Annotated in this window: 19 protein-coding genes; 7 read left to right on the top strand and 12 right to left on the bottom strand. The window is 73.0% G+C overall.

Translation table 11 applies throughout. The features are described 5' to 3' along the window. Positions 1 to 66: 66 nt before the first annotated feature. A complete protein-coding gene (locus tag ACFV3R_RS14810) occupies positions 67 to 960 on the top strand; it encodes an NAD(P)-dependent oxidoreductase (protein ID WP_385581311.1) in 894 nt (297 codons plus the stop codon). A gap of 121 nt (positions 961 to 1,081) precedes the next feature. Here the strand turns inward: ACFV3R_RS14810 and ACFV3R_RS14815 are convergent, their stop codons facing one another. The 5 genes from ACFV3R_RS14815 to ACFV3R_RS14835 all read right to left on the bottom strand — a co-directional run bounded on the left by ACFV3R_RS14815 (position 1,082) and on the right by ACFV3R_RS14835 (position 6,085). Beyond that, positions 1,082 to 2,362 carry a beta-ketoacyl-[acyl-carrier-protein] synthase family protein gene (locus ACFV3R_RS14815; RefSeq protein WP_385581313.1) on the bottom strand — a complete coding sequence of 427 codons (1,281 nt, stop codon included), beginning with the start codon at positions 2,360 to 2,362 and terminating at the stop codon, positions 1,082 to 1,084. 91 nt (positions 2,363 to 2,453) lie between these two features. Beyond that, complete coding sequence (locus ACFV3R_RS14820; RefSeq protein WP_385581316.1) at positions 2,454 to 2,702, bottom strand: acyl carrier protein; 249 nt, start codon at positions 2,700 to 2,702, stop codon at positions 2,454 to 2,456. A gap of 108 nt (positions 2,703 to 2,810) precedes the next feature. Then, a complete protein-coding gene (locus tag ACFV3R_RS14825; RefSeq protein ID WP_385581319.1) occupies positions 2,811 to 3,857 on the bottom strand; it encodes a ketoacyl-ACP synthase III in 1,047 nt (348 codons plus the stop codon). 12 nt (positions 3,858 to 3,869) lie between these two features. Further along, the gene (locus ACFV3R_RS14830) at positions 3,870 to 4,811 is read right to left on the bottom strand and encodes an ACP S-malonyltransferase (RefSeq protein WP_385581689.1); all 942 of its coding nucleotides are present in this window, start codon (positions 4,809 to 4,811) and stop codon (positions 3,870 to 3,872) included. Between the two features lie 89 nt (positions 4,812 to 4,900). Further along, positions 4,901 to 6,085: a PucR family transcriptional regulator gene (locus tag ACFV3R_RS14835; protein ID WP_385581322.1), complete on the bottom strand. Its 1,185-nt coding sequence runs from the start codon at positions 6,083 to 6,085 to the stop codon at positions 4,901 to 4,903. Positions 6,086 to 6,145: 60 nt separating this feature from the next. On the opposite strand from ACFV3R_RS14835, the gene ACFV3R_RS14840 reads away from it, so the two are divergent. Next, positions 6,146 to 6,817 (top strand): pirin family protein, encoded by a 672-nt coding sequence (locus tag ACFV3R_RS14840; protein WP_385581325.1) that lies wholly within the window; start codon positions 6,146 to 6,148, stop codon positions 6,815 to 6,817. A gap of 127 nt (positions 6,818 to 6,944) precedes the next feature. On the opposite strand, the gene ACFV3R_RS14845 is transcribed toward ACFV3R_RS14840, so the two are convergent. Next, positions 6,945 to 7,763, bottom strand: a complete 819-nt coding sequence (locus ACFV3R_RS14845) for a serine hydrolase domain-containing protein (protein ID WP_385581329.1) — start codon at positions 7,761 to 7,763, stop codon at positions 6,945 to 6,947. 309 nt (positions 7,764 to 8,072) lie between these two features. On the opposite strand from ACFV3R_RS14845, the gene ACFV3R_RS14850 reads away from it, so the two are divergent. Continuing rightward, a complete protein-coding gene (locus ACFV3R_RS14850) occupies positions 8,073 to 8,531 on the top strand; it encodes a MerR family transcriptional regulator (RefSeq protein WP_385581332.1) in 459 nt (152 codons plus the stop codon). Next, positions 8,528 to 9,562: an aldo/keto reductase gene (locus ACFV3R_RS14855; protein ID WP_385581335.1), complete on the top strand. Its 1,035-nt coding sequence runs from the start codon at positions 8,528 to 8,530 to the stop codon at positions 9,560 to 9,562. The genes ACFV3R_RS14850 and ACFV3R_RS14855 overlap by 4 nt, the downstream gene beginning before the upstream one ends. A 79-nt stretch (positions 9,563 to 9,641) precedes the next feature. Here the strand turns inward: ACFV3R_RS14855 and ACFV3R_RS14860 are convergent, their stop codons facing one another. The 5 genes from ACFV3R_RS14860 to ACFV3R_RS14880 all read right to left on the bottom strand — a co-directional run bounded on the left by ACFV3R_RS14860 (position 9,642) and on the right by ACFV3R_RS14880 (position 14,925). Further along, positions 9,642 to 10,322, bottom strand: coding sequence for a response regulator (locus tag ACFV3R_RS14860; RefSeq protein ID WP_385581338.1), 681 nt, complete (start codon positions 10,320 to 10,322; stop codon positions 9,642 to 9,644). 16 nt (positions 10,323 to 10,338) lie between these two features. Next, positions 10,339 to 11,682: a sensor histidine kinase gene (locus ACFV3R_RS14865; RefSeq protein ID WP_385581342.1), complete on the bottom strand. Its 1,344-nt coding sequence runs from the start codon at positions 11,680 to 11,682 to the stop codon at positions 10,339 to 10,341. Positions 11,683 to 11,867: 185 nt separating this feature from the next. Beyond that, positions 11,868 to 12,782, bottom strand: coding sequence for a DUF4429 domain-containing protein (locus ACFV3R_RS14870; protein WP_385581345.1), 915 nt, complete (start codon positions 12,780 to 12,782; stop codon positions 11,868 to 11,870). A gap of 119 nt (positions 12,783 to 12,901) precedes the next feature. Beyond that, positions 12,902 to 14,119 carry an alpha/beta hydrolase gene (locus ACFV3R_RS14875; RefSeq protein ID WP_385581348.1) on the bottom strand — a complete coding sequence of 406 codons (1,218 nt, stop codon included), beginning with the start codon at positions 14,117 to 14,119 and terminating at the stop codon, positions 12,902 to 12,904. A gap of 185 nt (positions 14,120 to 14,304) precedes the next feature. After that, positions 14,305 to 14,925 (bottom strand): TetR family transcriptional regulator, encoded by a 621-nt coding sequence (locus ACFV3R_RS14880; protein WP_385581692.1) that lies wholly within the window; start codon positions 14,923 to 14,925, stop codon positions 14,305 to 14,307. Between the two features lie 264 nt (positions 14,926 to 15,189). Between ACFV3R_RS14880 and ACFV3R_RS14885 the strand changes: the two genes are divergently transcribed. After that, positions 15,190 to 16,788: an MFS transporter gene (locus ACFV3R_RS14885; RefSeq protein ID WP_385581352.1), complete on the top strand. Its 1,599-nt coding sequence runs from the start codon at positions 15,190 to 15,192 to the stop codon at positions 16,786 to 16,788. Between the two features lie 704 nt (positions 16,789 to 17,492). After that, positions 17,493 to 17,891 carry a peptidase inhibitor family I36 protein gene (locus tag ACFV3R_RS14890; protein WP_385581695.1) on the top strand — a complete coding sequence of 133 codons (399 nt, stop codon included), beginning with the start codon at positions 17,493 to 17,495 and terminating at the stop codon, positions 17,889 to 17,891. Between the two features lie 480 nt (positions 17,892 to 18,371). Here ACFV3R_RS14890 and aceE read toward each other — a convergent pair whose 3' ends face one another. Beyond that, positions 18,372 to 21,131 (bottom strand): pyruvate dehydrogenase (acetyl-transferring), homodimeric type, encoded by a 2,760-nt coding sequence (gene aceE, locus ACFV3R_RS14895; RefSeq protein ID WP_385581356.1) that lies wholly within the window; start codon positions 21,129 to 21,131, stop codon positions 18,372 to 18,374. Positions 21,132 to 21,769: 638 nt separating this feature from the next. Here aceE and ACFV3R_RS14900 point away from each other — a divergent pair. Further along, positions 21,770 to 22,210, top strand: a complete 441-nt coding sequence (locus tag ACFV3R_RS14900; RefSeq protein ID WP_385581359.1) for a DUF3052 domain-containing protein — start codon at positions 21,770 to 21,772, stop codon at positions 22,208 to 22,210. Positions 22,211 to 22,421 lie beyond the last annotated feature (211 nt).

A 22,421-nucleotide genomic window follows, 5' to 3' on the forward strand; every position in this document is an offset into this window, starting at 1 on the left:
CAACAGCCCCCGGCAAACCCACCGGGCGTTGCCCGTGCGGTCCGGCCACCGCCGTACGGTGCAGTCATGTCTGATCAGAGCGCCCCCACCGAGCAGCCGACCGTCGCCGTCCTGGGCACCGGCATCATGGGCTCCGCCATGGCCCGCAACCTCCTCGCCGCAGGCCTCCCCGTACGGGCCTGGAACCGCACCAGGGAGCGGGCCGAACCCCTCGCCGAGGCCGGTGCGACGGTCTGCGACACCCCCGCCGAAGCCGTGACCGGCGCCGCCGTGGTGCTGACCATGATGCTGGACGGTCCCGTCGTCGAGGCCGCGGTCCGCGCCGCCGCCCCCGGCCTGCGCCCCGGCACCCTCTGGGTCCAGTCCAGCACCGTCGGACCCGCCGCCCTCCCCGCGCTCGCCCGCCTCGCCGAGGAACAGGGCCTGCACCTGGTCGACGCGCCCGTCCTCGGCACGAAGGCCCCCGCCGAACAGGGCGCGCTGGTGGTGCTGGCCGCCGGCCCCCGCGAGGTGCGCGCCACCGCGGACCGGGTCTTCGACGCCGTCGGCAAGCGGACCCTGTGGCTGGGGGAGGACGCCGCGGCAGGGGCCGCCAGCCGGTTGAAGCTCGTCGCCAACTCCTGGGTGCTGTCCGTCATCAACGCCACCGCCGAGACCCTCGCACTGGCGGAGGGCCTGGGCGCCGACGCGGCCGACTTCCTGGCCGCCGTCGAGGGCGGTCCACTGGACTCGCCCTACCTGCGGGCGAAGGCGCAGGCGGTGCGCGAGGCCGACTACAGCCCGCAGTTCCCGCTCTCCGGCGGCCTGAAGGACGCCCGGCTCATCGAGCAGAGCGCGCAGGAGGCCGGGGTGCGGCTCGACGCGCTGCCGGCCGTCGCCGAACGGCTGGCCCGGGCCGAGGCGCACGGCCACGGCGGCGAGGACTGCGTGGCCTCCTACTTCGCGAGCTTCGAGGACTGAGGCCCCGGCCCGCAAACACCTCCGGGCCCCGAGGGTCACGACGACGGCCCGGTACCGGCGGGTGTGCCGGTACCGGGCCGTGGTGCCCGAGGTGGCGGGGCGTACACCCCCGCCGGCAGGGTCAGACCGTCCGCAGCGCCAGGACGACGTTGTGGCCGCCGAAGCCGAACGAGTTGTTCAACGCCACGACCGGACCCTCGGCCGGCAGCGCCCGCGGGGTGTCCCGCACGATGTCGGCGTCCGCCTCCGGGTCCAGGTTCTCGATGTTGATCGTCGGCGGGGCGGTGCGGTTGCGCAGGGCCAGGACGGTCGTGACCGTCTCGACGCCGCCGGCGCCGCCCAGCAGGTGCCCCGTCATCGACTTCGTCGCGGAGATCGCCATGTGGTCGACGTGGTCGCCGAACACCTTGCGCATGCCCTTCAGCTCCGCCAGGTCGCCCTGCGGGGTGGAGGTGGCGTGCGCGTTGACGTGGTGGAGCTCGGCCGGGTCCAGCCCCGTCGCCTCCACCAGGTTGTGCAGCGCGTAGGCGATGCCGCTGCCCGAGGGCTCCGGCTGCACGATGTCGTGGCTGTCGGCGGAGATGCCCTGGCCGAGCACCTCCACGTAGACCCGCGCCCCGCGTGCGGCGGCGTGCTCCGCCGACTCCAGGACGACGACGCCGGCACCCTCACCGAGGACGAAGCCGTTGCGGTCGGCGTCGTAGGGGCGGGAGGCGCCCTGCGGGTCGTCGTTGTTCTTCGACATCGCCATCATGTTGCCGAACGCGGCGATCGGCAGCGGGTGCACCGCGGCCTCCGTGCCACCGGCGACGACGACGTCGGCCCGGCCGCTGCGGATCATCTCCACCGCGTACCCGATGGCCTCCGCGCCCGAGGCGCAGGCGCTGACCGGCGTGTGCACACCGGCCCGCGCGCCGACCGCGAGGCCGACGTTGGCCGAGGGGCTGTTCGGCATCAGCATGGGGACGGTGTGCGGGGAGACGCGGCGCGCCCCCTTGTCCCGCAGGTTGTCGTACTGGTCCAGCAGGGTCGTCACGCCGCCGATGCCCGAGGCGATGACGGTGCCGAGCCGGTCGGGGTTGACGCGCTGGGCGTCGTCCTCGGCGGGCTCCCCCGCCTTGCCGGTGAACCCGGCGTCCGCCCACGCCTCACGGGCCGCGATCAGCGCGAACTGCGCCGAGCGGTCCAGCCTGCGCAGCTGCGGACGGGGGATGCTCTCCGAGGGGTCCACGGCGGCGCGCGCGGCGATCCGGACGGGCAGCTCCGCCGCCCACTCGTCCTCGAGGCGGCTGACGCCGGACCGGCCGGCCAGCATGGCCTCCCAGGTCGAGGCGGCATCGCCACCCAGCGGTGTGGTTGCGCCGATACCGGTGACGACCACGGTGCGCTTGGTCGCGTTCACGGGAATTCCTTCTCCACGGGTTGGGGCTTGAAGAATCGACGGCGCCACCGCCGGGTGGTGACACACGCTGCGGCCGGGGGGCCGACGGGGCTCAGCTCTGGTGCTTGAGGATGTAGTCCGTCGCGTCGCCGACCGTCTTGAGGTTCTTGACGTCGTCGTCCGGGATCTTCACGTCGAAGCGCTCCTCGGCGGCAACGACGACCTCGACCATGGACAGCGAGTCGACGTCCAGGTCGTCGGTGAAGGACTTGTCCGCCTGGACGTCGTCGGTGGGGATGCCGGCGATCTCGTTCACGATCTCGGCGAGCCCGGCGACGATCTCTTCCTGGGTGAAGGCCATGGTGGCGCTCCTTAGGTGTGCTGGGTGGAACTGCGCTAGGCAGCGGTGGGTGGACAGGCATGACCCACCGCCGGGGGCCGTCGGGGACGGGCCGGCGGTGGAACTCGCCTAGGGGAGGGTAACGACAGTCGCGGCGTACACGAGACCCGCCCCGAAGCCGATGACCAGCGCGGTGTCACCGCTCTTGGCCTTGCCCGTCGCCAACAGCCGCTCCATGGCGAGCGGGATGGAGGCGGCGGAAGTGTTGCCGGTGGTCTCCACGTCACGGGCGACCACCACGCTCTCGGGCAGCTTCAGCGTCTTCACCATCGAGTCGATGATGCGCATGTTGGCCTGGTGGGGGATGAAGACGTCCAGGTCCTCGGGGGCCACACCGGCCTCGTCGAGCGCGTTCTGCGCGATCTTCGCCATCTCGAAGACCGCCCAGCGGAAGACCGCCTGGCCCTCCTGCGTGATCGCCGGGTAGCGGATGTCGGCGGCCATCGGACGCGGCTCGGGACCCTCGCCACCGGGCACCGGGGTGGTGCGGTAGACGTCCCACGGCAGGGTCTGCTTGATGGTCTCGGACTTGTCGCCCTCCGAGCCCCACACCGTCGGGCCGATCGCCGGCTCCTGCGAGGGGCCGACCACGACGGCGCCCGCACCGTCGCCGAAGAGGAAGGCGGTCGCCCGGTCCTCCAGGTCGGTCAGGTCCGAGAGCCGCTCCACGCCGATGACCAGGACGTGCTCCGCGCTGCCCTCGACGATCATGCCCTTGGCCAGAGTCAGGCCGTAGCCGAAGCCCGCGCAGCCGGCGGAGATGTCGAAGGCGGCAGGCTTGCCGGCGCCCAGCCGGTGCGCGATCTCGGTGGCCACCGCCGGGGTCTGGCGGAAGTGCGAGACGGTCGAGACGACCACGGCGTCGATCTGCTCCGGAGCCAGGCCCGCGTCCGCGATGGCCTTGCCGCCGGCCTCCAGCGACATCACGGCGACCGTCTCCTCCGGGCCCGCCCAGTGGCGGGTGGAGATACCCGAACGTGACCGGATCCACTCGTCGGAGGAGTCGATGTGCTTGAGGATCTCCTCGTTCGGTACGACCCGGGTGGGGCGGTAGCCGCCGACGCCGAGGATGCGCGCGTAGGGCGCGCCCTTGGAGGGCCTGATCTTCGAGGTCATGCGCGCAAACTCCTATTCCGCCGGACCGGCGGTCTCAGCGATCAGCGTGCGGGCCGCGTCCAGGTCCTCAGGCGTCTTCAGCGCCAGGGTGGGCACCCCACGCATCGCGCGCTTGGCCAGGCCGACGAGCGTGCCACCCGGCACCAGCTCGATCAACGCACTCGCCCCCAGTGACTGGAACGTGGTCATGCACAGGTCCCAGCGCACCGGGCTGGCGACCTGTCCCACCAGGCGGTCCACGACCTCCTTGCCGCCGCTGACGACCTCGCCGTCGGCGTTGGAGACGTAGGCCGTGTGCGGATCGGTCACCGTCAGGGCGGCGACCGCCTCCCGCAGCGACGTCACGGCCGGCGCCATGTGGTGGGTGTGGAACGCGCCGGCCACCTTCAACGGTACGACCTTGCGGGTGCCTTCCGGCTTGTCCTCGGCCAGGGCCGCCAGCTGCTCGGCGGTGCCGGCCGCCACGATCTGCCCCGCGCCGTTGACGTTCGCGGGGGTCAGGCCGAGGCGCTCCAGGTGGGGGAGGACCACGTCCGGCTCCCCGCCGAGCAACGCCGACATGCCGGTCTCGGTGACCGCCGCGGCCTCGGCCATCGCCAGTCCGCGCCGCCGCACCAGGTGCATCGCGGCCGTGTCGTCCAGGACGCCGCTGAGCGCCGTCGCGGCCAGCTCACCGACGCTGTGGCCGGCCACCGCACCTACCTGACGCGTGAGGTCCTCGGGGGTGGGGAACAGCTCCCGGGCGGCCAGCAGCGAGGCGGCCACCAGCAGCGGCTGGGCCACCGCCGTGTCGCGGATCTCGTCCGCGTCGGCGCGCGTCCCGTAGTGGACCAGGTCCAGGTCGATGGCGGCCGACCAGGCACGCAGCCGGTCCTCCGCACCGGGGAGGTCGAGCCAGGGAGTCAGGAAGCCGGGCGTCTGGGCGCCTTGGCCGGGAGCGACGAGTACGAGCACTCTCACACTCTCTCTTGTGGGAGGTCCCACCGACCGGTGGGGAGAGGGACGAAGAACCTTCGGGACAATTGTCGGCGCCCCACAAAAGGCTACGGATGTGTGCCGCTTTGCGACAGGCGCCCGAGGATGAGGGCCACGCGCAGCGTGAAGGCGGAACGCACGTCCGACGGCGACCAGCCAGTGACGTCCGTCACGCGTCGCAGCCGGTAGCGGACGGTGTTGGGGTGCACGAAGAGCATCCGCGCGGCCCCCTCCAGGCTACTGGCCTGCTCCAGGTAGACACTCAGCGTCTCCAGCAGCGCCGACCCGGCCTGCTCCAGCGGCCTGTAGATCTCCTCCACCAACTGTTCCCGCGCCGCGGGGTCGGCGGCCATGGCCCGCTCCGGCAGCAGGTCGTCGGAGAGCACCGGACGCGGCGCGTCGGGCCAGGCACCGCAGGCCCGCAGCCCCGCGGCGGCGGCGCGCGCCGACCGGGTGGCGGCGAGCAGGTCCGGGACGACCGGCCCGGCCACCACGGGACCGGCGGCGAACGGGCCGATCAGCGCCTTGGCGGCCTTCAGCGGGTCCGCGGAGCCACCGGCGATGACCACCAGACGGTGGCCGAGCACCCCGGTGAGGACCTGGAGCTTCGCCTGCCGGGAGGCCCGGCGGATGGCCTCGACCGTCAGCTCGCTGTCCCCGTCGGGAGCCGTGCCCAGCACCACGCACACGTTCTCCGGCGAGTTCCAGCCCAGCGCTGCGGCCCGCGAGACGGCACCCTCGTCCGCCTCGCCCGAGAGCACCGCGTTGACCACCAGCGACTCCAGCCGCGCGTCCCAGGCACCGCGTGCCTCGGCGGCCTGTGCGTAGACCTGGGCGGTGGCGAAGGCGATCTCCCGCGCGTAGACCAGCAGCGCCTCCCGCAGCGCCGACTCGTCGCCCGGCGCGGCCACGTCGTCGATGGCCGACTCCATGACCTCGATGGTGGTGCGCACCATCTCCACGGTCTGCCGGAGCGTGATCGCGCGGGTCAGCTCCCGCGGCGCGGTGCCGAAGACGTCGGTGCTGATCGCCTGCGGGGTCTCCGGGTGCCGGAACCACTCGGTGAACGCCGCGATACCCGCCTGCGCGACCAGACCGATCCAGGAGCGGTTCTCCGGTGGCATCGCCCGGTACCACGGGAGGTTCTGGTCCATGCGCGCGATCGCGCCGGCGGCGAGCTTGCCGGAGGACTGCTCCAGCCTGCGCAGCGTCGCGGCGTGCGGGTGTCTGTCGCGGGATGAGGGTTCGGGCACGGGGACAAGCCTGCCTTATCGCACCGGGGCGGTGTGCCGGAGGGGGATACCGTGACGCTCATGATCGACGTGCGCACTGCCGACCGACGCTTCCAGGGCGGTGACCCGGAGGCCGGTGTGACCTCCCGGCACGCCTTCTCCTTCGGCCCCCACTACGACCCCGACAACGTGCGCTTTGGGCCGATCGTGGCCTGCAACGAGGAGCGGCTCGCCCCGGGCGCCGGATTCGACGAGCACCCGCACCGGGACACCGAGATCCTGACGTGGGTGGTGGAGGGCGAACTCACCCACCGCGACACCCTCACCGGCCGGGAGCAGACCGTGCGCCCCGGCGACCTGGCCCGCCTGAGCGCCGGCGCAGGGGTCCGGCACGTCGAGCGCAACGCCGGCGACCGGCCGCTGCGCTTCGTCCAGACCTGGCTGCTGCCACGGGAGGCGGGCGGCGAACCGTCCTACGAGGTCGTGGCCGGGCCGGCGGACGGTACGACCCACCCCCTGGAGGCGGCCGGCGCCGTGCTGCACCTGTGGCGGCTCCCCCCGGACGCGGCGGTGGCGCGCCGGGCACTGCCCGCGGCGCCCCTGGTCTACGTGCACGTGGTGCACGGCACCGTGGAGCTCGCCGGCCACGAGCTGCGGGCCGGTGACGCGGCGCGGGTCGCCGACGAGGCCGCGGCGGAGCTGGCGGTCTCCGCGGGGGCCGAGTGCCTGGTGTGGGCTCTCGAGGCGGAGTGAGCACGGCGGCGCGCCCCGCCGGTCCGCCGCCCTGCGCCCCGCCGGTCCTCAGCGGTACGGGGAATCGTCAGCGGTACGGGGAAAGGGGCGCGGGGCCGCGGGGAGCGGCCCCGCGCGCCGGTGGGCCTCAGCCCCTGGTGGCCAGCTCGGTGAGGACGGCGTCGGTCAGCGGCGGCCACGCCTCGATCGCCCACGGGCCGAAGGCGCGGTCGGTCAGCACCACGCAGGCGGCGTCCGCGTCCGGGTCCACCCAGAGGAACGTGCCGGACTGCCCGAAGTGACCGAAGGTGCGCGGGGAGGAGGCGGCACCCGTCCAGTGCGGGGACTTGTGGTCGCGGATCTCGAAGCCAAGTCCCCAGTCGTTGGGACGCTGGTGGCCGTAGCCCGGCAGGACCCCCGTGACGCCGGGGAAGACGACGGCGGTGGCCTCCTTCAGCGTCGCGGACGCCAGCAGCCGGGGACGCAGGAGTTCCGCGGCGAGGCGGGCCAGGTCCCCGGCGGTCGAGACGCCGTCCTTGGCGGGGGAACCGGGCAGGTCGGTGGCGCTCATGCCCAGCGGTTCCAGCACCGCCTCGCGCAGGTAGTCGGGGAAGGGGATGTCGGTGGCCGAGGCGATGTGCTCGCCCAGCGCCTCGAACCCGGCGTTGGAGTACAGCCGGCGGGTACCGGGCGCCGCCATCACCCGCGGCTCGTCGAAGGCGAGGCCCGAGGTGTGGGCGAGCAGGTGCCGGACGGTGGAGCCCTCGGGGCCGGCCGGCTCGTCGAGCTCGACGGCCCCCTCCTCCACCGCGAGCAGCGCGGCGTAGGCGGCCAGCGGCTTGGTCACCGAGGCCAGCGGGAAGCGTCGCCGGACGTCGCCGTGGGTACCCACGACCTCGCCGCCCGCGACCACCGCCGCCGCCGCGTTCTCCACCGGCCAGTTCTCGATCATCCGCAGGCTCTGCATGGCGACGAGCCTATGACAGCGCCCGGAGCCGGTGGCGGTCGGTCCGGCAGGCGGGAGGCAGCGGGCGCAGGAGGTGAGCGGGAGGTGCCGGACCTGCGGTACCGCGGTGCGCCCGGGCCGCAGCCGAGGCCACCACCCGTCACGATCCGGCCACGATCCGGCTTGCCTGGAGTGCGCTCGAAGTCACTAGCGTTTGCACCGACAGGGGCCGCGTCGCCGGGGAAGGCATCCCACGACCGGGAGCGACGGCTCGGGGTAGACGCGTGAGCGCGGAACGCAGTGTGACCGGCAGCGAAGGGGAACCTCGGCATGACCGTGACGGAGAGCTCGTCCACCAAGGCCGAAACCTGTGCGGGGCCCGTTCCCCACCCCCGTGCCACCGGCAGCGACGCCTACACCATCAGCGAGGTCGCCGAGGTCACCGGGCTCTCGGTGCACACCCTGCGCTGGTACGAGCGAATCGGGCTGATGCCGCACGTCGGCCGCACCCACACCGGCCAGCGCCGGTTCAGCAACCGCGACCTCGACTGGCTCGACCTCGTCGGCAAGCTCCGCCTGACCGGGATGTCGGTCGCCGACATGGTGCGCTACGCGGAACTCGTCCGCGAGGGCGACCATACGACGGCGGAGCGCGAGGGGCTGCTGACTGCGCACCGGGAAACCGTCCGCGACCGCATCGCCGAGCTGCAGAGCGCCCTGCTCGTCCTGGACCACAAGATCGATGTCTACGCCGACGCCCGCCGGGCGTCCGAGAGGTTGTACCGATGAGCGACGCGACCACCCCCGCCACCTCGCCCCTGCCGCAGGTCGCCCTCGGCACCGGCGGTCCGCAGGTCGGCGTCCAGGGCCTGGGCTGCATGGGCATGAGCTTCGCCTACGGCCCCACCGACGCCGACGAGGCCCGCGCCACCCTGGAGCACGCCCTGGAACTGGGCGTCACCCTCTACGACACCGCCGACCTCTACGGCGCCGGCGAGAACGAGAAGTTCCTCTCACCCTTCGTGCGGGCCCACCGCGAGGAGGTCGTGCTCGCCACGAAGTTCGCGATCTCCATCGACCCGGCCGACCCGCAGTCGCGCACCGTCCGCAACGACGAGCCCTACATCCGGCAGTGCATCGACGCGAGCCTGCAGCGCCTCGGCGTCGACACCGTCGACCTGTACTACATGCACCGCCGCGACGTGCGGGTTCCCATCGAGGAGACCGTCGGCGTCATGGCCGACCTGGTCCGCCAGGGCAAGGTCAAGCACCTCGGACTGAGTGAGGTCACCGGAGCCGAACTGCGTGCCGCGCAGGAGGTCCATCCCATTGCCGCGGTCCAGTCCGAGTGGTCCCTGTTCAGCCGGGACATCGAGCGCACGGTCGTCCCCGCCGCCAGCGAACTCGGCGTGGCCCTGGTGCCGTACTCGCCGCTCGGCCGCGGGTTCCTGACCGGCGCCTTCACCAACGCCACCCAGGAGCTGTCCGAGGACGACTTCCGCCGTCAGCAGCCCCGGTTCACCGGTGACAACGCGGCGGCCAACGCCGCCCTGCTGGAGCCGGTGCGGGCCGTCGCGCAGGCGCACGGGGCCACGCTCGGACAGGTCGCCCTGGCCTGGGTGCAGCAGCAGGCGCAGGTCCACGGCCTGACCGTCGTCCCCATCCCGGGCACCCGCAGGCGCACCCGGGTGGCGGAGAACGTCGGGGCCGTGAGCCTGGAGCTGAGCAAGGAGGAGCTGGACCTGCTGGAGCCCATCGCCGCGAAGGTGGCGGGCGACCGCTACGCCGACATGACGCCCACCAGCGCCGGCCGGGAGTGACGCGGCGGCCCCGCCGGGACCCGCGTCCCGGCGGGGCCTGGCGAAAAGCTGTACGGCCGGGTTCGTGCCCGGGCCCCCCTCACCCCTCCTGGGGCGTGACCACCCCCGACTCGTAGGCGAACACCACCGCCTGTGCCCGGTCGCGCAGGCCCAACTTGCCGAAGATGCGGCTCACATGGGTCTTGACGGTCTGTTCGGCCAGTACCAGCGACTCGGCGATCTCCTGGTTGGACAGCCCCCGCGCGACCAGTTCCAGCACCTCCGTCTCACGGGGGGTGAGGCCCTCCAACCGGGCGGCCGGGGAGGGCCGGTGACGGCGCGTCCCCTGGCGGGCGAAGTCGGCGATGAGACGACGGGTGACCGAGGGGGCCAGCAGTGCGTCGCCGGCGGCGACGATCCGCACCGCGGAGATGAGGTCGGCCGGCGGGGCGTCCTTGAGCAGGAAGCCGGAGGCTCCCACCCGCAGGGCCTCGTAGACGTAGTCGTCCACGTCGAACGTCGTCAGCATCAGCACCTTCGGCCGGTGGTCCTGCGGGGAGGGCGGGGACAGCAGCTGCCGGGCGGCCTCCAGCCCGTCCAGTCGCGGCATCCGCACGTCCATCAGTACCACGTCGGGGCGCGTCGCCCGGCTCAACTCCACGCCCGCGACGCCGTCCGGCGCGTCCCCGACGACCTCGAGGTCCTCCTGCGCCGAGAGCAGAGCGGCAAAACCGGCCCGCACCATGGCCTGGTCGTCAACGATGAGCACTCGGGTGGTCATGCGCAGTCGAAGCCCTTCAGCGTGTCGGGAGGCGGGCGGCGACGCGGAAGCCGCCGTCCGGGAGGGGACCGGTGTCCAGCATGCCGTCCAGCAGACGTATCCGCTCCCGCATCCCGACCAGGCCGTGGCCCGTACCCGAGGACTCCAGCGGTGCGGTCTTGCCGGGCGCGGCGGTGTTGACGACGAGGACGGAGAGCGTCCCGTCGTCCTCCGACTCCACGGCGACCGTGGCGCGGCTTGCGGGTGCGTGCCGCACGACGTTGGCGAGCGCCTCCTGGACGATGCGGTAGACCGAGAGCCCGACCGCCTGCGGGAGGGCGGGCGGTGTCGTGGGCATCGTCAACTCCACCGGCACACCTGCCCGTACGGTTCCCTCCACCAGCCGGGGCAGCTGCTCCAGACCCGGTTGCGGTGATCGCTCCGGTGCGTCGGCGCCGTCGTTCTCGGTGTTGCGCAGGACGCCGAGCAGCCGCCGCATCTCGGTGAGCGACTCCCGGGCGGTGGCGGCGATGGAGGCGAACTCCTCGCCGGCGGTGGGGTCCAGGCCGGGCAGCCGGTAGGGGGCGCTGTCCGCCTGGACCGTGATCACGGACATGTGGTGGGCGACCACGTCGTGCAACTCCCGGGCGATGCGGGTGCGTTCCTCCAGCAGCGTGCGCCGGGCGCGCTCCTCCTCGCTGATGGACTCCTGTTCCTGAAGGCGCCGGGAGCTCTCGGTCCGCTCCCGCCACAGGCCCCCCACCGCCAGGACCAGTCCGGCCAGCACCACCAGCAGCACCCACGAACTGTGGTCGACCGAGGGGAGGAAGAGCTCCGAGGCCCAGCCCGCGGTCGCGAGCGTCAGCCACACCGCCACCAGCGTCCGGCGGCGGTGCCGGAAGCCGAGGGGGGCCAGCAGGAAGAGGAGTCCCAGGAGGGCGGTGGGCGGGAAGGGCCAGGGTGTGCCCGTTGCCGCCGCCCGCGCCGAGAACGCGGTGACCACGGCACCGGCGACGTCGCCGCAGAAGGCCACGCACCACGCCTGGAGCGGGCGCAGTGCAGACCACAGCAGAGGGACCGTCTGGACGAGCGCCAGTGCCAGCGCCACCGCGCTCTCGACTCCGTACCCGTCGGCCAGCAGCCGCCAGCTGGTCGGCAGCAGCACGGCCAGGAGAGCGGCCGCGGGCAGCCACCGCAGCCACCCGCGGCGCGTCACGGCGGCGGCCGGGTGGTCGGGTCGGGTGGCGAGGTCCACGCGGTGGAGGAACGCGCCCACGGCGCGCACCCCGGCGGTCGGGCTCGTGGGGCGCTCCGGGCGGACCCCGGGCGAGCCGCCCGGTCCGGGTGCGGCGGAGGGCGGCGGCTCGGGTGCTTCGGTCATGGTCGGACCAGCGTAGGTAGGCGGGGCGGCTCTCCGCGTCACACCGTGGTGGGACTTCCCGACCGGTACCCCGGTGCTACCCGGTCGCGCGACCGGCCGCGGACCGCACCTGCCGGGCGGCTCGGCAGCAGCTCCCGGCCCCCGGAGCACGGGCGGCCCGGCGACCTGTCCGGGACCGGCCGGGGTCACAACTGGGCGAGCAGTTCCGCCTTCTTGGTGCTGAACTCGTCGTCCGTCAGCAGCCCTGCCTCGTGCAGCTCGCCCAGCTGGCGGATGCGGTCGGCGATGTCGGCGGCGTCGCTGCGGGTCTGGTGGGCCGGTGCGGTGCGGGTGCGGCAGGGTGCCGTGGCCACGCCGTCCCCGTCCTCCCCGCCCCGGGCTCTGCCGGCGGCACGGACCGCCTGGAGCACGGCGGCGGCGAACGGCAGCGACTCGTGCACCATGCCGTAGCCGGGGCCGAACACCACGGCGGCCGGGTCCTGGTCGGCTCGGCCCGCCGTGCCCGACCGGCCGTCCTCAGCGCCGCGTTCGATCAGGCGCAGGTGTCCGGTGAAGATCTCGGGGGAGCGCCACTCGACGTCGCTGAGCGAGGTGACGGGGAAGACCTGGTCGCCACGGGTCCACTTGGCGGAGGAGGCGCCCGTCCAGAACCACCGGAAGCTCACCGCGCTGCCGTCGAACGAGGCCTTGCCGTCGTAGGCCTTGAACTGCAGCGGGGAGTCGGGTGCGGCGACCATGTGGTGGTCGGCGGGCGCCTGGGCGTCGGGGCCGAGGTGGGCGAGCACCTGCTCGAGGAAGGCGCGGGCGGCGTCCTCACGCTCGGCGGGCAGGACCAGCCGGTGGGGGTCGGACGCCTCGCGGAGCTGCCCGCCGGCCACGTCCGTCAGGGGGTCGGCGCCCGGTCGCGGCTCGGCACGCAGGACCACGGTGCCGCGGCGGCCGGTGCTCAGCTCGACGTCCCTGAGGGCCTCGAAGGGTATGCGGCGCTCGCCGAGCACCTGGTGCAGCTTCGGGCGTCGCAGCCCGCGGGCGTAGCGGATGCGTACCGAGTCGGAGTCGAGCGTCCACACGGCGTTGACGCCGGTCAGTACATCACCCATACGGGTTATCGTAGGCGGCTCCTGGACGCCCCCTTCTCCTCCCCGGGAACGTGGCGCCCCCCGCCACCGTCCGGCTACGGCGGCCGGCCGTGACCACACCGCGGCGGGGCGCCGGGCCCTCACGCGAGGTCCGCCGAGCAGTCCTGGTCGGAGGCGGCGCAGTGGACGTCGGAGACGTCGCCCACTCCGACCCGGGCGAAGTTGCGCAGGCTCTCGGTACCGGGGGCGAAGTAGCCGGCGTGGCCGTCGGCTCCGCGGGCGGACAGCACCCGGGCCCCGAAGGCGCCGGAGACCGGGTCCGCGCCGTGGCCGATGCCGCCGAGCTCCATGTACGGCACGTCCCGGATCCAGTCGCCCGAGTCCCGCATGGCCCAGACCCGGGCGTGCGTACCCAGGCCCCGGGCGCTCTGCGCCCGCATGCCGGGGCTGCCCGCGACAGCGATGTCGTCGACGTTGGACGGCAGGTTCCGCGCGCCGACGCCGCACACCACGGAGCCGTAGCTGTGGCAGAAGAGCGAGATCCGGGCGCTGGGCGGCAGCGAACGCACGAGGGCGTCGAGCCGCAGGGAGCCGGCCGCGGCCAGCGCCCCGGTCGCGGCCTCCATGCCGACGCCGGTGGGGGAGGTGTAGTCGGCCCAGGCGATGACGGCGGTGTGTGCGTCGGGGCGCGCGGAGCGCTCGGCGTCGTAGAGGGAACGCCCCATGCCGGCGGGGGCGGTGGTGGTGCGGGCGGTCTTCTCGAAGTTCATCAGGTTGGTGTCGACACCGGGGACGACCACGGAGACGCGGTCGGCGGTGTCGAGGTCACCGAAGACCTCGGCGGCCCGGCCGTCGTTGGCGGGGTCGAAGGCGAGGATCTGGCGGCCCGGGCTCTCCAGCGACTCGTACCGGTGCATGAGCCGGCCGGCCGTCTGCCGGCCCACGGGGGTGAGCCGCGGGTCGTGCGTGAGCTGCGCCTGGTGGGCCCGTGCCCGGTCCAGCGCCAGTCTGTTGGCCTGGTAGCGCAGGGTCACCGGCGCCCCGCCCATGTTGCCGACGGCCAGCGGGAAGCGGCGGACGAGCTGCTGCTGCTCGGGGTGGCCGAGCCGGGCGAAGAACGCCCGCAGGGTGGAGGGCTTCCCGTGCGGGTTCGGCAGGTGGCGTCCCCGGAGGGAGCCGTGCGACCAGGCGATCTGCTCGGCGGAGACCGGGTCGGGATCGGAACGGTGGTTCCTGATCGCCGTCCACCCGCTCATCGCGAGCATCACGAACACCACCGTCAGCGCCAGCCCTGCGCGCCAGACGGTGGACTGCAGAAAACCGATGGAGGGGGAGCCGAGCCCCGGGTAGGAAGTCACCGCGGGCAACCCTAGAAGACGAGAGCCTACCGCCGCCTATGCCGTGAGTCATGTCACGTTTCGGATACGCCGATCGGGGTGGCCTGCGTCACGTGGCGCCGCGCCGGGGGAAGGGGCCGGAATCCTTGCCGGCGACCGGAGGTGACCGTTCGTCAGGAAAAGGGGGGTTTCCCTCTCCCGGGTGGTCACCCGCGTGGCCGCCAGTCGCCTTCCAGCGCCGGGCGGATCTGGTCGAGGTGGTGGGCCGTGATCCGCCGGATCGACTCCACGCTGCAGTCGCCGGCCTCGCCCCACAGCCGTCCCGCCACGCGCATGACGCCGCCGAAGGCCGACACCACGACGCGGGGGCGCGGGTCGGCGTCGAGGTCCACGCCCTGCCGGGTGGCGATGAGCCCGGCGATCTCCTCCTCCAGCACCGCGGCGCGCCGCAGGTGCGCAGCCACGAGCGCCGGCGTCGACTCGATCACCTGGACGGTGCGCATGTGCAGTTCCAGCGGAACCACGGAGCGGATGGTGCTGCCGATGTCCTCCCAGGAGGCGAGCACCGCGTTGCGCAGCGCCTCCAGGGGCGGCTCGTCGGCCGGACGTTCGGTGAGGGCCTGGACGTACTGCCGCTCGACCATGTCCTGGACGGCGAAGGCCACGTCCTCCTTGTTGGCGAAGTAGCGGAAGAAGGTGCGCTGGGAGACGTCGACCGCCGCGGCGATGTCGTCGACGGTGGTGTGCTCGTACCCGCGGTCGGTGAAGAGCTCCAGCGCGGAGCGGATGAGGGCGTTGCGGGTGCGCTGCTTGCGGCGTGCGCGCAGCCCGCACGGTGCACCCTCGGTCCACCGGTCCCCGGCGGGCTCGGCAGCAGTCCGCCCGCGCTCGCCCCGCGAGTCCTCGTCACTTCGGGCGGCGGCGCGCGCCACGGCCCTCGCGGAGGATGCCGCGACCGGCGTCGTCCCGATCCTTCTCACGACCCTCCTCCTCTCCCGTCTGGGCTGTTCAGGATACCTGTGAGCAAAATGACAGTTACTGACTGACAGACCGGCCGACTTTCTGTCAGTCGCTGACACTAGCCTTGGTTCATGAGTTCTCAGACCCCGGTCGCCGAAGCGCCGGAACACACCGCACCGGAGCCTCGCCGCGGACTGCGGGGCCATCCGTGGCTCACTCTGTTCTCGGTGGCCATAGGCGTGATGATGGTGGCTCTCGACGGCACGATCGTCGCCATCGCCAACCCGGCCATCCAGAGCGACCTGCACGCCTCACTCGCCGACGTGCAGTGGATAACCAACGGCTACATGCTCGCGCTGGCGGTCTCCCTGATCACCGCGGGCAAGCTGGGCGACAGGTTCGGACACCGGCAGACCTTCCTGGTGGGCGTCGTCGGCTTCGCGCTCTCCTCGGGCGCCATCGGGCTGTCCGGCCAGGTCACGCTGGTGATCACCTTCCGCGTCCTGCAGGGCCTGTTCGGCGCCCTGCTCATGCCGGCCGCACTCGGCCTGCTCCGCGCCACCTTCCCCGCCGAGAAGCTCAACATGGCGATCGGCATCTGGGGCATGGTCATCGGCGCCTCCACCGCCGGCGGCCCCATCGTCGGCGGCCTCCTGGTCGAACACGTCAACTGGCAGTCGGTGTTCTTCATCAACGTGCCGGTGGGCCTCCTGGCGCTCGTCCTGGGCCTGGTGATCCTGCGCGACCACCGTGCCGAGAAGGCGCCGCGCTCCTTCGACCTGCCGGGCATCGTCCTGCTCAGCGGCGCGATGTTCTGCCTCATCTGGGCACTGATCAAGGCCACCGACTGGTCCTGGAGTGACGGCAGGACCTGGGGCTTCCTGGTCGGCTCGGTCGTCCTGTTCGGCCTGTTCGCGCTCCTGGAGAACCGGGTCCGCGAGCCGCTGATCCCGCTGCGGATGTTCCGCTCCGTCCCGCTGTCGGCCGGCACCGTCCTGATGGTGCTGATGGCCTTCGCCTTCATGGGCGGCCTGTTCTTCGTCACCTTCTACCTGCAGAACGTGCACGGCATGAGCCCGGTGGACAGCGGACTGCACCTGCTGCCGCTCACCGGCATGATGATCGTCGGCTCGCCGCTGGCCGGCTTCCTGATCACCAAGGCCGGCCCCCGCATCCCGCTGGTCGGCGGCATGCTCATCACGGCCGTGGCGACCTTCGGCATGTCCACCCTGGACACCGGCACGGGCACCGCGACGATGTCCCTGTGGTTCGCGCTCATGGGTCTGGGCCTCGCCCCGGTCATGGTGGGCGCCACCGAGGTCATCGTCGGCAACGCGCCGATGGAGCTCTCCGGCGTCGCAGGCGGTCTCCAGCAGGCCGGCATGCAGGTCGGCGGCAGCCTCGGCACGGCCGTGCTGGGCGCGGTGATGTCCTCGCACGTCGAGAACGACCTGCCCGGCCAACTCGCGCGCACCGGCCTGCCCGGCGGGACGCCCGCGCAGATGTCGCAGGCCGTCGACGCCGTCTCGGTGGGTCTGGCCCCGGTGACGAAGCAGATGCCGGCACCCCTGGCCGCGAAGATCACCCAGGTCGCGCACGACACCTTCGTCTCCGGCATGAGCGCCGCCTTCCTGGTGGCCTGCGGGGTGGCGGTCGTCGCCGCCGTGGTGGCCCTGTTCACCAAGCGGGGCCTCAACGCCGAGGCCGGCGCCGGAATGGGCCACATCTGACAGGTCCGCCCACGCGTCCCGCCCCCGTCCGGAGCCACCGGGTGGGGGCGGTCGCGCGCTCGGCCGCTCCACCGTCAACTCCCCGGGTCAACCGCCCCCACCCCGGGTGCCGCGCGAAACGCTCGGCCGCCGGCCCCGCAGCACCGGGCGGACGCGTCAATGCCGGGCCGCAGCCACCCCCCGTACGAGGAGAACCCGTCCCTCTCGAAACTCAGCGGAGCGGGCGGCGACCGGACGGGCGCGCCTGCCCGCCGCGGAGACGCGGACCACCACCACCGAGATCACCTATCCGGGTGAGCGGCGGCTGCCCGCCTTGGTGGGGGACGCGGCCGACCGTGAGGCTCTGCGGCAACCCCGCTCCACGGCCGAACACGCCACCGCGGGGCGGCGAGACGGCGGGCGTCCGGGCGGACGGCCGTCACCACACCGGCCGTGCACCGCGCACGGCCTCACGGGGAAGGCACGACATGCGCACCACCGACCACGGCGAGACCCGTCACCAGCCGGCCGCCGGCACCACCACCCACCCCCACCGCACGGCGGACCACCGGCGCCGGAGCCCCCGCCTTGACGGCAGGGACACACCGCTCCACCCGACCGCCCCCGGTACGCGGCGTGAGACCTGCGCGAGCCGGGCCGCCCGTCCGGCCGGCGCACTCCGGAGCCACGCGCACCGCCCCTCGCCGGCCCCCGGCCGGTCCCGCTTGCGGGCCGCGGCCGTCACCACGCTGGTGGCCGGCCTGGCGGTCCTCACCGCTCTCACCGCCGCAGGGCCGGCTCCCCGGGCGCAGGCCAGTACCCGCCCCGCCGCCGCCCCTGCCGCGGGCCGCTGCTCCACCGGCCAGCTCTGCCTGTGGGACCGGGCCGACTACGGCGGCACCCGGCGCGTCTTCGAACTGAGCGGCACACCGGTGGAGGAGTGCGTCCCCCTGCCGCACGGTGGCGTCGCCCAGGCACTCGCCAACCGGACGGGCCGCCACGTCACCGCCTACCAGAGCGAGGAGTGCGCGGAGACCGGCGAGTTCGACACCTACCCGGGCGGCGGCAGCTGGGTGCCGCAATCCCCGTACCAAGTACGGGCATTCAAGGTCTGGGAGCGCTGAGCGGGGGTACGCGGAAGGTCAGCCCGGACCACTCGGCACAGCGGCGGCAGCCAGGCGCCCGAGCGGTCCGGACCGCGTCAGCCAGGGCAGGAGCCCCCGCCCACGCGGCCGGAAGAGGTCGCGGAGCGGGCCGGACCGTCAGCGACTGGCGCAGCCCGCACCGTAGGCACTGTGGGCAGGCACCGGACGCCGGCGGACCTACGAGCTGACGTCCCCACGGAGGTGCCCACGCCGAGGGCCCCGGCCGTAGCGACCGACCGGGGCCGGGCGCGCGCCGAAGGCGGGCGCGGGAAGAGGCGGTGCGGCACACGGCCCGCAGCAGGCGAGGCACCCCCTGACCGGGCGCACTCCCGACGCCCGCCGGCCCGCAAGACCCGGCGCCGGCGGCGAGAAGGGCCGCGTTCCCTCGGGTGGGCAGGCCCCAGCCGGGGAAGGCCACGCCCTCGGACGGGGCCACGCCCTCGGACAGGGAGGCGTGCCTCAGCCGGGCTGCCGGGAGTCAGCACCGTTGTGGTGGGCGCCGGCCTCGCCCGCGTCCGCGGCCGAGGGGTCCAGCAACTGGTAGCGGTCGATGGCCTGCTTGAGCGAGGAGCGGTCGACCTTGCCCTCCTTGGCCAGCTCGGTGAGGACCCCGAGCACGATCGACTGGGCGTCGATGTGGAAGAAGCGCCGCGCAGCGCCCCGGGTGTCGGCGAAACCGAAACCGTCGGCCCCCAGCGACTGCCAGGTGCCCGGCACCCACCGTGCGATCTGGTCGGGGACCGCACGCATCCAGTCCGACACCGCCACGAACGGCCCCTGCGCCCCCTGCAGCGCCCGGGTCACATACGGAACGCGCTGCTCCTCCTCCGGGTGGAGCAGGTTGTGCCGCTCCACCTCGACGGCCTCGCGCCGCAGCTCGTTCCAGGAGGTCGCCGACCACACGTCGGCGCGGACGTTCCACTCCTCGGCGAGGATGCGCTGCGCCTCCAGGGCCCACGGCACGGCCACACCGGAGGCCATGATCTGGGCCGGGACCTCGCCCGACTCCCCCTCGCTGAGCCGGTACACGCCCCGCAGGATGCCCTCGACGTCGACGTTCTCCGGCTCCGCGGGCTGCTGGATGGGCTCGTTGTAGACGGTGAGGTAGAAGAAGACGTCCTCGCTGTCCTCGCCGTACATGCGCCGCAGGCCGTCCCGCACGATGTGGGCGATCTCGTAGCCGTAGGCCGGGTCGTAGGCGACACAGGCCGGGTTGGTCGAGGCCAGCAGCTGCGAGTGGCCGTCCGCGTGCTGGAGCCCCTCACCGGTCAGCGTCGTCCGGCCGGCGGTCGCACCCAGTACGAAACCGCGGGCCAACTGGTCGGCCATCTGCCAGAACTGGTCACCGGTGCGCTGGAACCCGAACATCGAGTAGAAGACGTAGACCGGGATGAGCGGCTCGCCGTGGGTGGCGTAGGCCGACCCCGCCGCGATGAGCGAGGCGGTGCACCCGGCCTCGGTGATGCCGTCGTGCAGCATCTGGCCCGTCGGCGACTCCTTGTACGCCAGCAGCAGCTCACGGTCGACCGACTCGTAGAGCTGCCCCAGCGGGTTGTAGATCTTCGCGGACGGGAAGAACGCGTCCATGCCGAAGGTGCGGTACTCGTCCGGCGCGATCGGCACGAACCGCTTGCCGATCTCCTTGTCCCGCATGAGGTCCTTGAGCACCCGCACGAACGCCATGGTGGTGGCGATCTTCTGGTGCCCGGAGCCCTTCTTCGCCGCCGCGTACGCCTTGTCACCCGGCAGGTCCAGCGGCTTGGCCCGCACCACGCGGGTCGGCACGTAACCGCCCAGCGCCTTGCGGCGGTCGTGCATGTACTGGATCTCCTCCGAGTCCCGCCCCGGGTGGTAGTACGGCGGGTTGCCGTCCTCCAGCTTGCTGTCGGGAATCGGCAGGTGCAGGCGGTCGCGGAAGTTCTTCAGGTCCTCCACCGTCAGCTTCTTCATCTGGTGGGTGGCGTTGCGGCCCTCGAAGTTGGGCCCGAGCGTCCAGCCCTTGACGGTCTGCGCCAGGATGACCGTCGGCTGGCCCTGGTGCGCCTTGGCCGCCGCGTACGCCGCGAAGATCTTCCGGTGGTCGTGGCCGCCGCGGCCGAGGTGGAGGACCTCGTCGTCGGTCATGTTCTCGACCATGGCGCGCAGCCGGTGGTCGCCGCCGAAGAAGTGGTCGCGGATGTAGGCGCCGGTCTCGGTGGCGTAGGTCTGGAACTGGCCGTCGGGCGTGGTGTTGAGCTTGTTGACCAGCACGCCGTCGCGGTCCTGGGCCAGCAGCGGGTCCCAGGAGCGGTCCCAGACCAGCTTGATGACGTTCCAGCCCGCACCACGGAACTGGGACTCCAGCTCCTGCATGATCTTGCCGTTGCCGCGGACCGGGCCGTCCAGGCGCTGGAGGTTGCAGTTGACGACGAAGGTGAGGTTGTCCAGGCCCTCACGTGCCGCGATGGACAACTGGCCGAGCGACTCCGGCTCGTCCATCTCCCCGTCGCCGAGGAACGCCCACACGTGGGAGCCGGAGGTGTCGGCGATGCCCCGGGCCTGCATGTAGCGGTTCATGCGTGCCTGGTAGACGGCGCCGAGCGGGCCGAGCCCCATGGAGACGGTCGGGAACTCCCAGAAGTCCGGCATCAGCCGCGGGTGCGGATAGCTGGAGAGGCCGTCGGGGGCCTTGGACTTCTCCTGCCGGAAGCCGTCCAACTGGGCCTCGCTCAGGCGGTCCAGGAGGTACGCGCGGGCATAGACGCCGGGTGAGGCGTGGCCCTGGAAGAAGATCTGGTCGCCGCCGTCGCCCCCGTCCTTGCCGCGGAAGAAGTGGTTGAAGCCGACGTCGTAGAGGGAGGCGGAGGAGGCGAAGGTGGCGATGTGGCCGCCGACCCCGATGCCCGGCCGCTGCGCGCGCGAGACCATCACCGCCGCGTTCCAGCGGGTGGCGTTGAGGACCTTGCGCTCGATCTCCTCGTTGCCCGGGAAGAACGGCTCGTCCTTGGTGGCGATGGTGTTGACGTAGTCCGTGCTGCGCATCTCGGGCACGGCCACGCGCTGCTCGCGGGCCCGCTCGATGAGGCGGAGCATCAGGTAGCGGGCGCGTTCCCGGCCCCGCTCATCGACGGCTGCGTCGAGCGAGTCGAGCCACTCCTGGGTCTCCTCGGGGTCGAAGTCCGGGACCTGGCTGGGAAGGCCGCCAATGATGATCGGGTTGCGATCTGTTCCGGAAGCCACGCTGTTCCTTCTGTTTCGTGTCAGGTCGACTTCCGAGGGAACCGGGTCGGCCTGCGCTACGGGTGGGATCATGCTGTGCACGGCCGATCGGGCCGCCCGCCCGCCGCGTCGCAACCGTCGAAGGACGGCTCGACCCGACCGAGGGTGAGGACCGTCTCCGCCCGTGGCCTGGCGCTGTCTGGGTGCCTGCAGTGTGAACGCGCCCACTCCATCGTGGACCGAGGTGGGGGAGCCCGTCATCTTTACCAGCGGGTAACCCCGGCTCGTCCAGCCATTCGTCCTGCGTGGTCACCGGGGGTGGGGGCGGCTGTCACCCTGCGTCCGCAGCCGCCCGTCCTCCGGGTCGTCGGACGGCCGGACGGACGCCGCCGTGGGCCCTCCCGAGGCGGGACCGCGGGGTGGCACGGACGGCGGGGTGCGCGATCAGCCCCAAACCCGGCAGAATGAGTGTGGTGTGCATCACGCGCAGGGCTGCGCGCGGTGCCTGGGTTGGGGCGAGACCGCCCCTAACGTCACCGTTTCGGCGGTCTCGGCAGCCGGGTACTTGCGCGATCCGCCCCGCCCGTGTGGACTACGCCCATATACCTCGCGCCCGCGCGGGGCCTGACAAGCGACGAAGACACGACAGGAGGCAATCCGTGAGCGCGACCGCGGACCACGCGGAGGAGCGGACCAACCCGGCGACCAGGCTGGGGTTCGAGCCCGGACAGGTGGTCCAGGAGATCGGCTACGACGACGACGTCGAGCAGGAGCTCCGTGAAGGTATCGAGACGGTGATCGGCACGGATCTCGTCGACGAGGACTACGACGACGTGGCCGACGTCGTCCTGCTGTGGTTCCGCGACGAGGACGGCGACCTCACGGACGCGCTGGTGGACGCCATCGGTCTGATCGACGAGGGCGGCGCCATCCTGCTGCTGACGCCGAAGACGGGGCGGGACGGCTACATCGAGCCCAGCGACATCAACGAGGCCGCCCAGACCGCGGGCCTGACCCAGACCAAGAGCGTCAACGCCGGCAAGGACTGGTCCGGCAGCCGTCTGGTCACCCCGAAGGCGGCCAAGACCGGCAAGCGCTGAGCCGGCCGGCGCCCCGGGGCGCCCGCGACACCGCTCCCCGCCCGCTGCCGCCCGCAGCCGGGTCGAGGGCGACGGAGGCACCACCGCCGCCGAGCGCCCGACCACCGCGGGGCCGCGGTCACCGTCCTCCCATCCTGCTCGCCCGCGCCCGCGGGTCCCTCCGTCCGGCCGGACGGACGGACCCCTCCAAGGCCGGGCTGCCACGTGACGG

This window comes from Streptomyces sp. NPDC059740, assembly GCF_042733155.1.
In the GTDB taxonomy this organism is placed as follows: domain Bacteria; phylum Actinomycetota; class Actinomycetes; order Streptomycetales; family Streptomycetaceae; genus Streptomyces.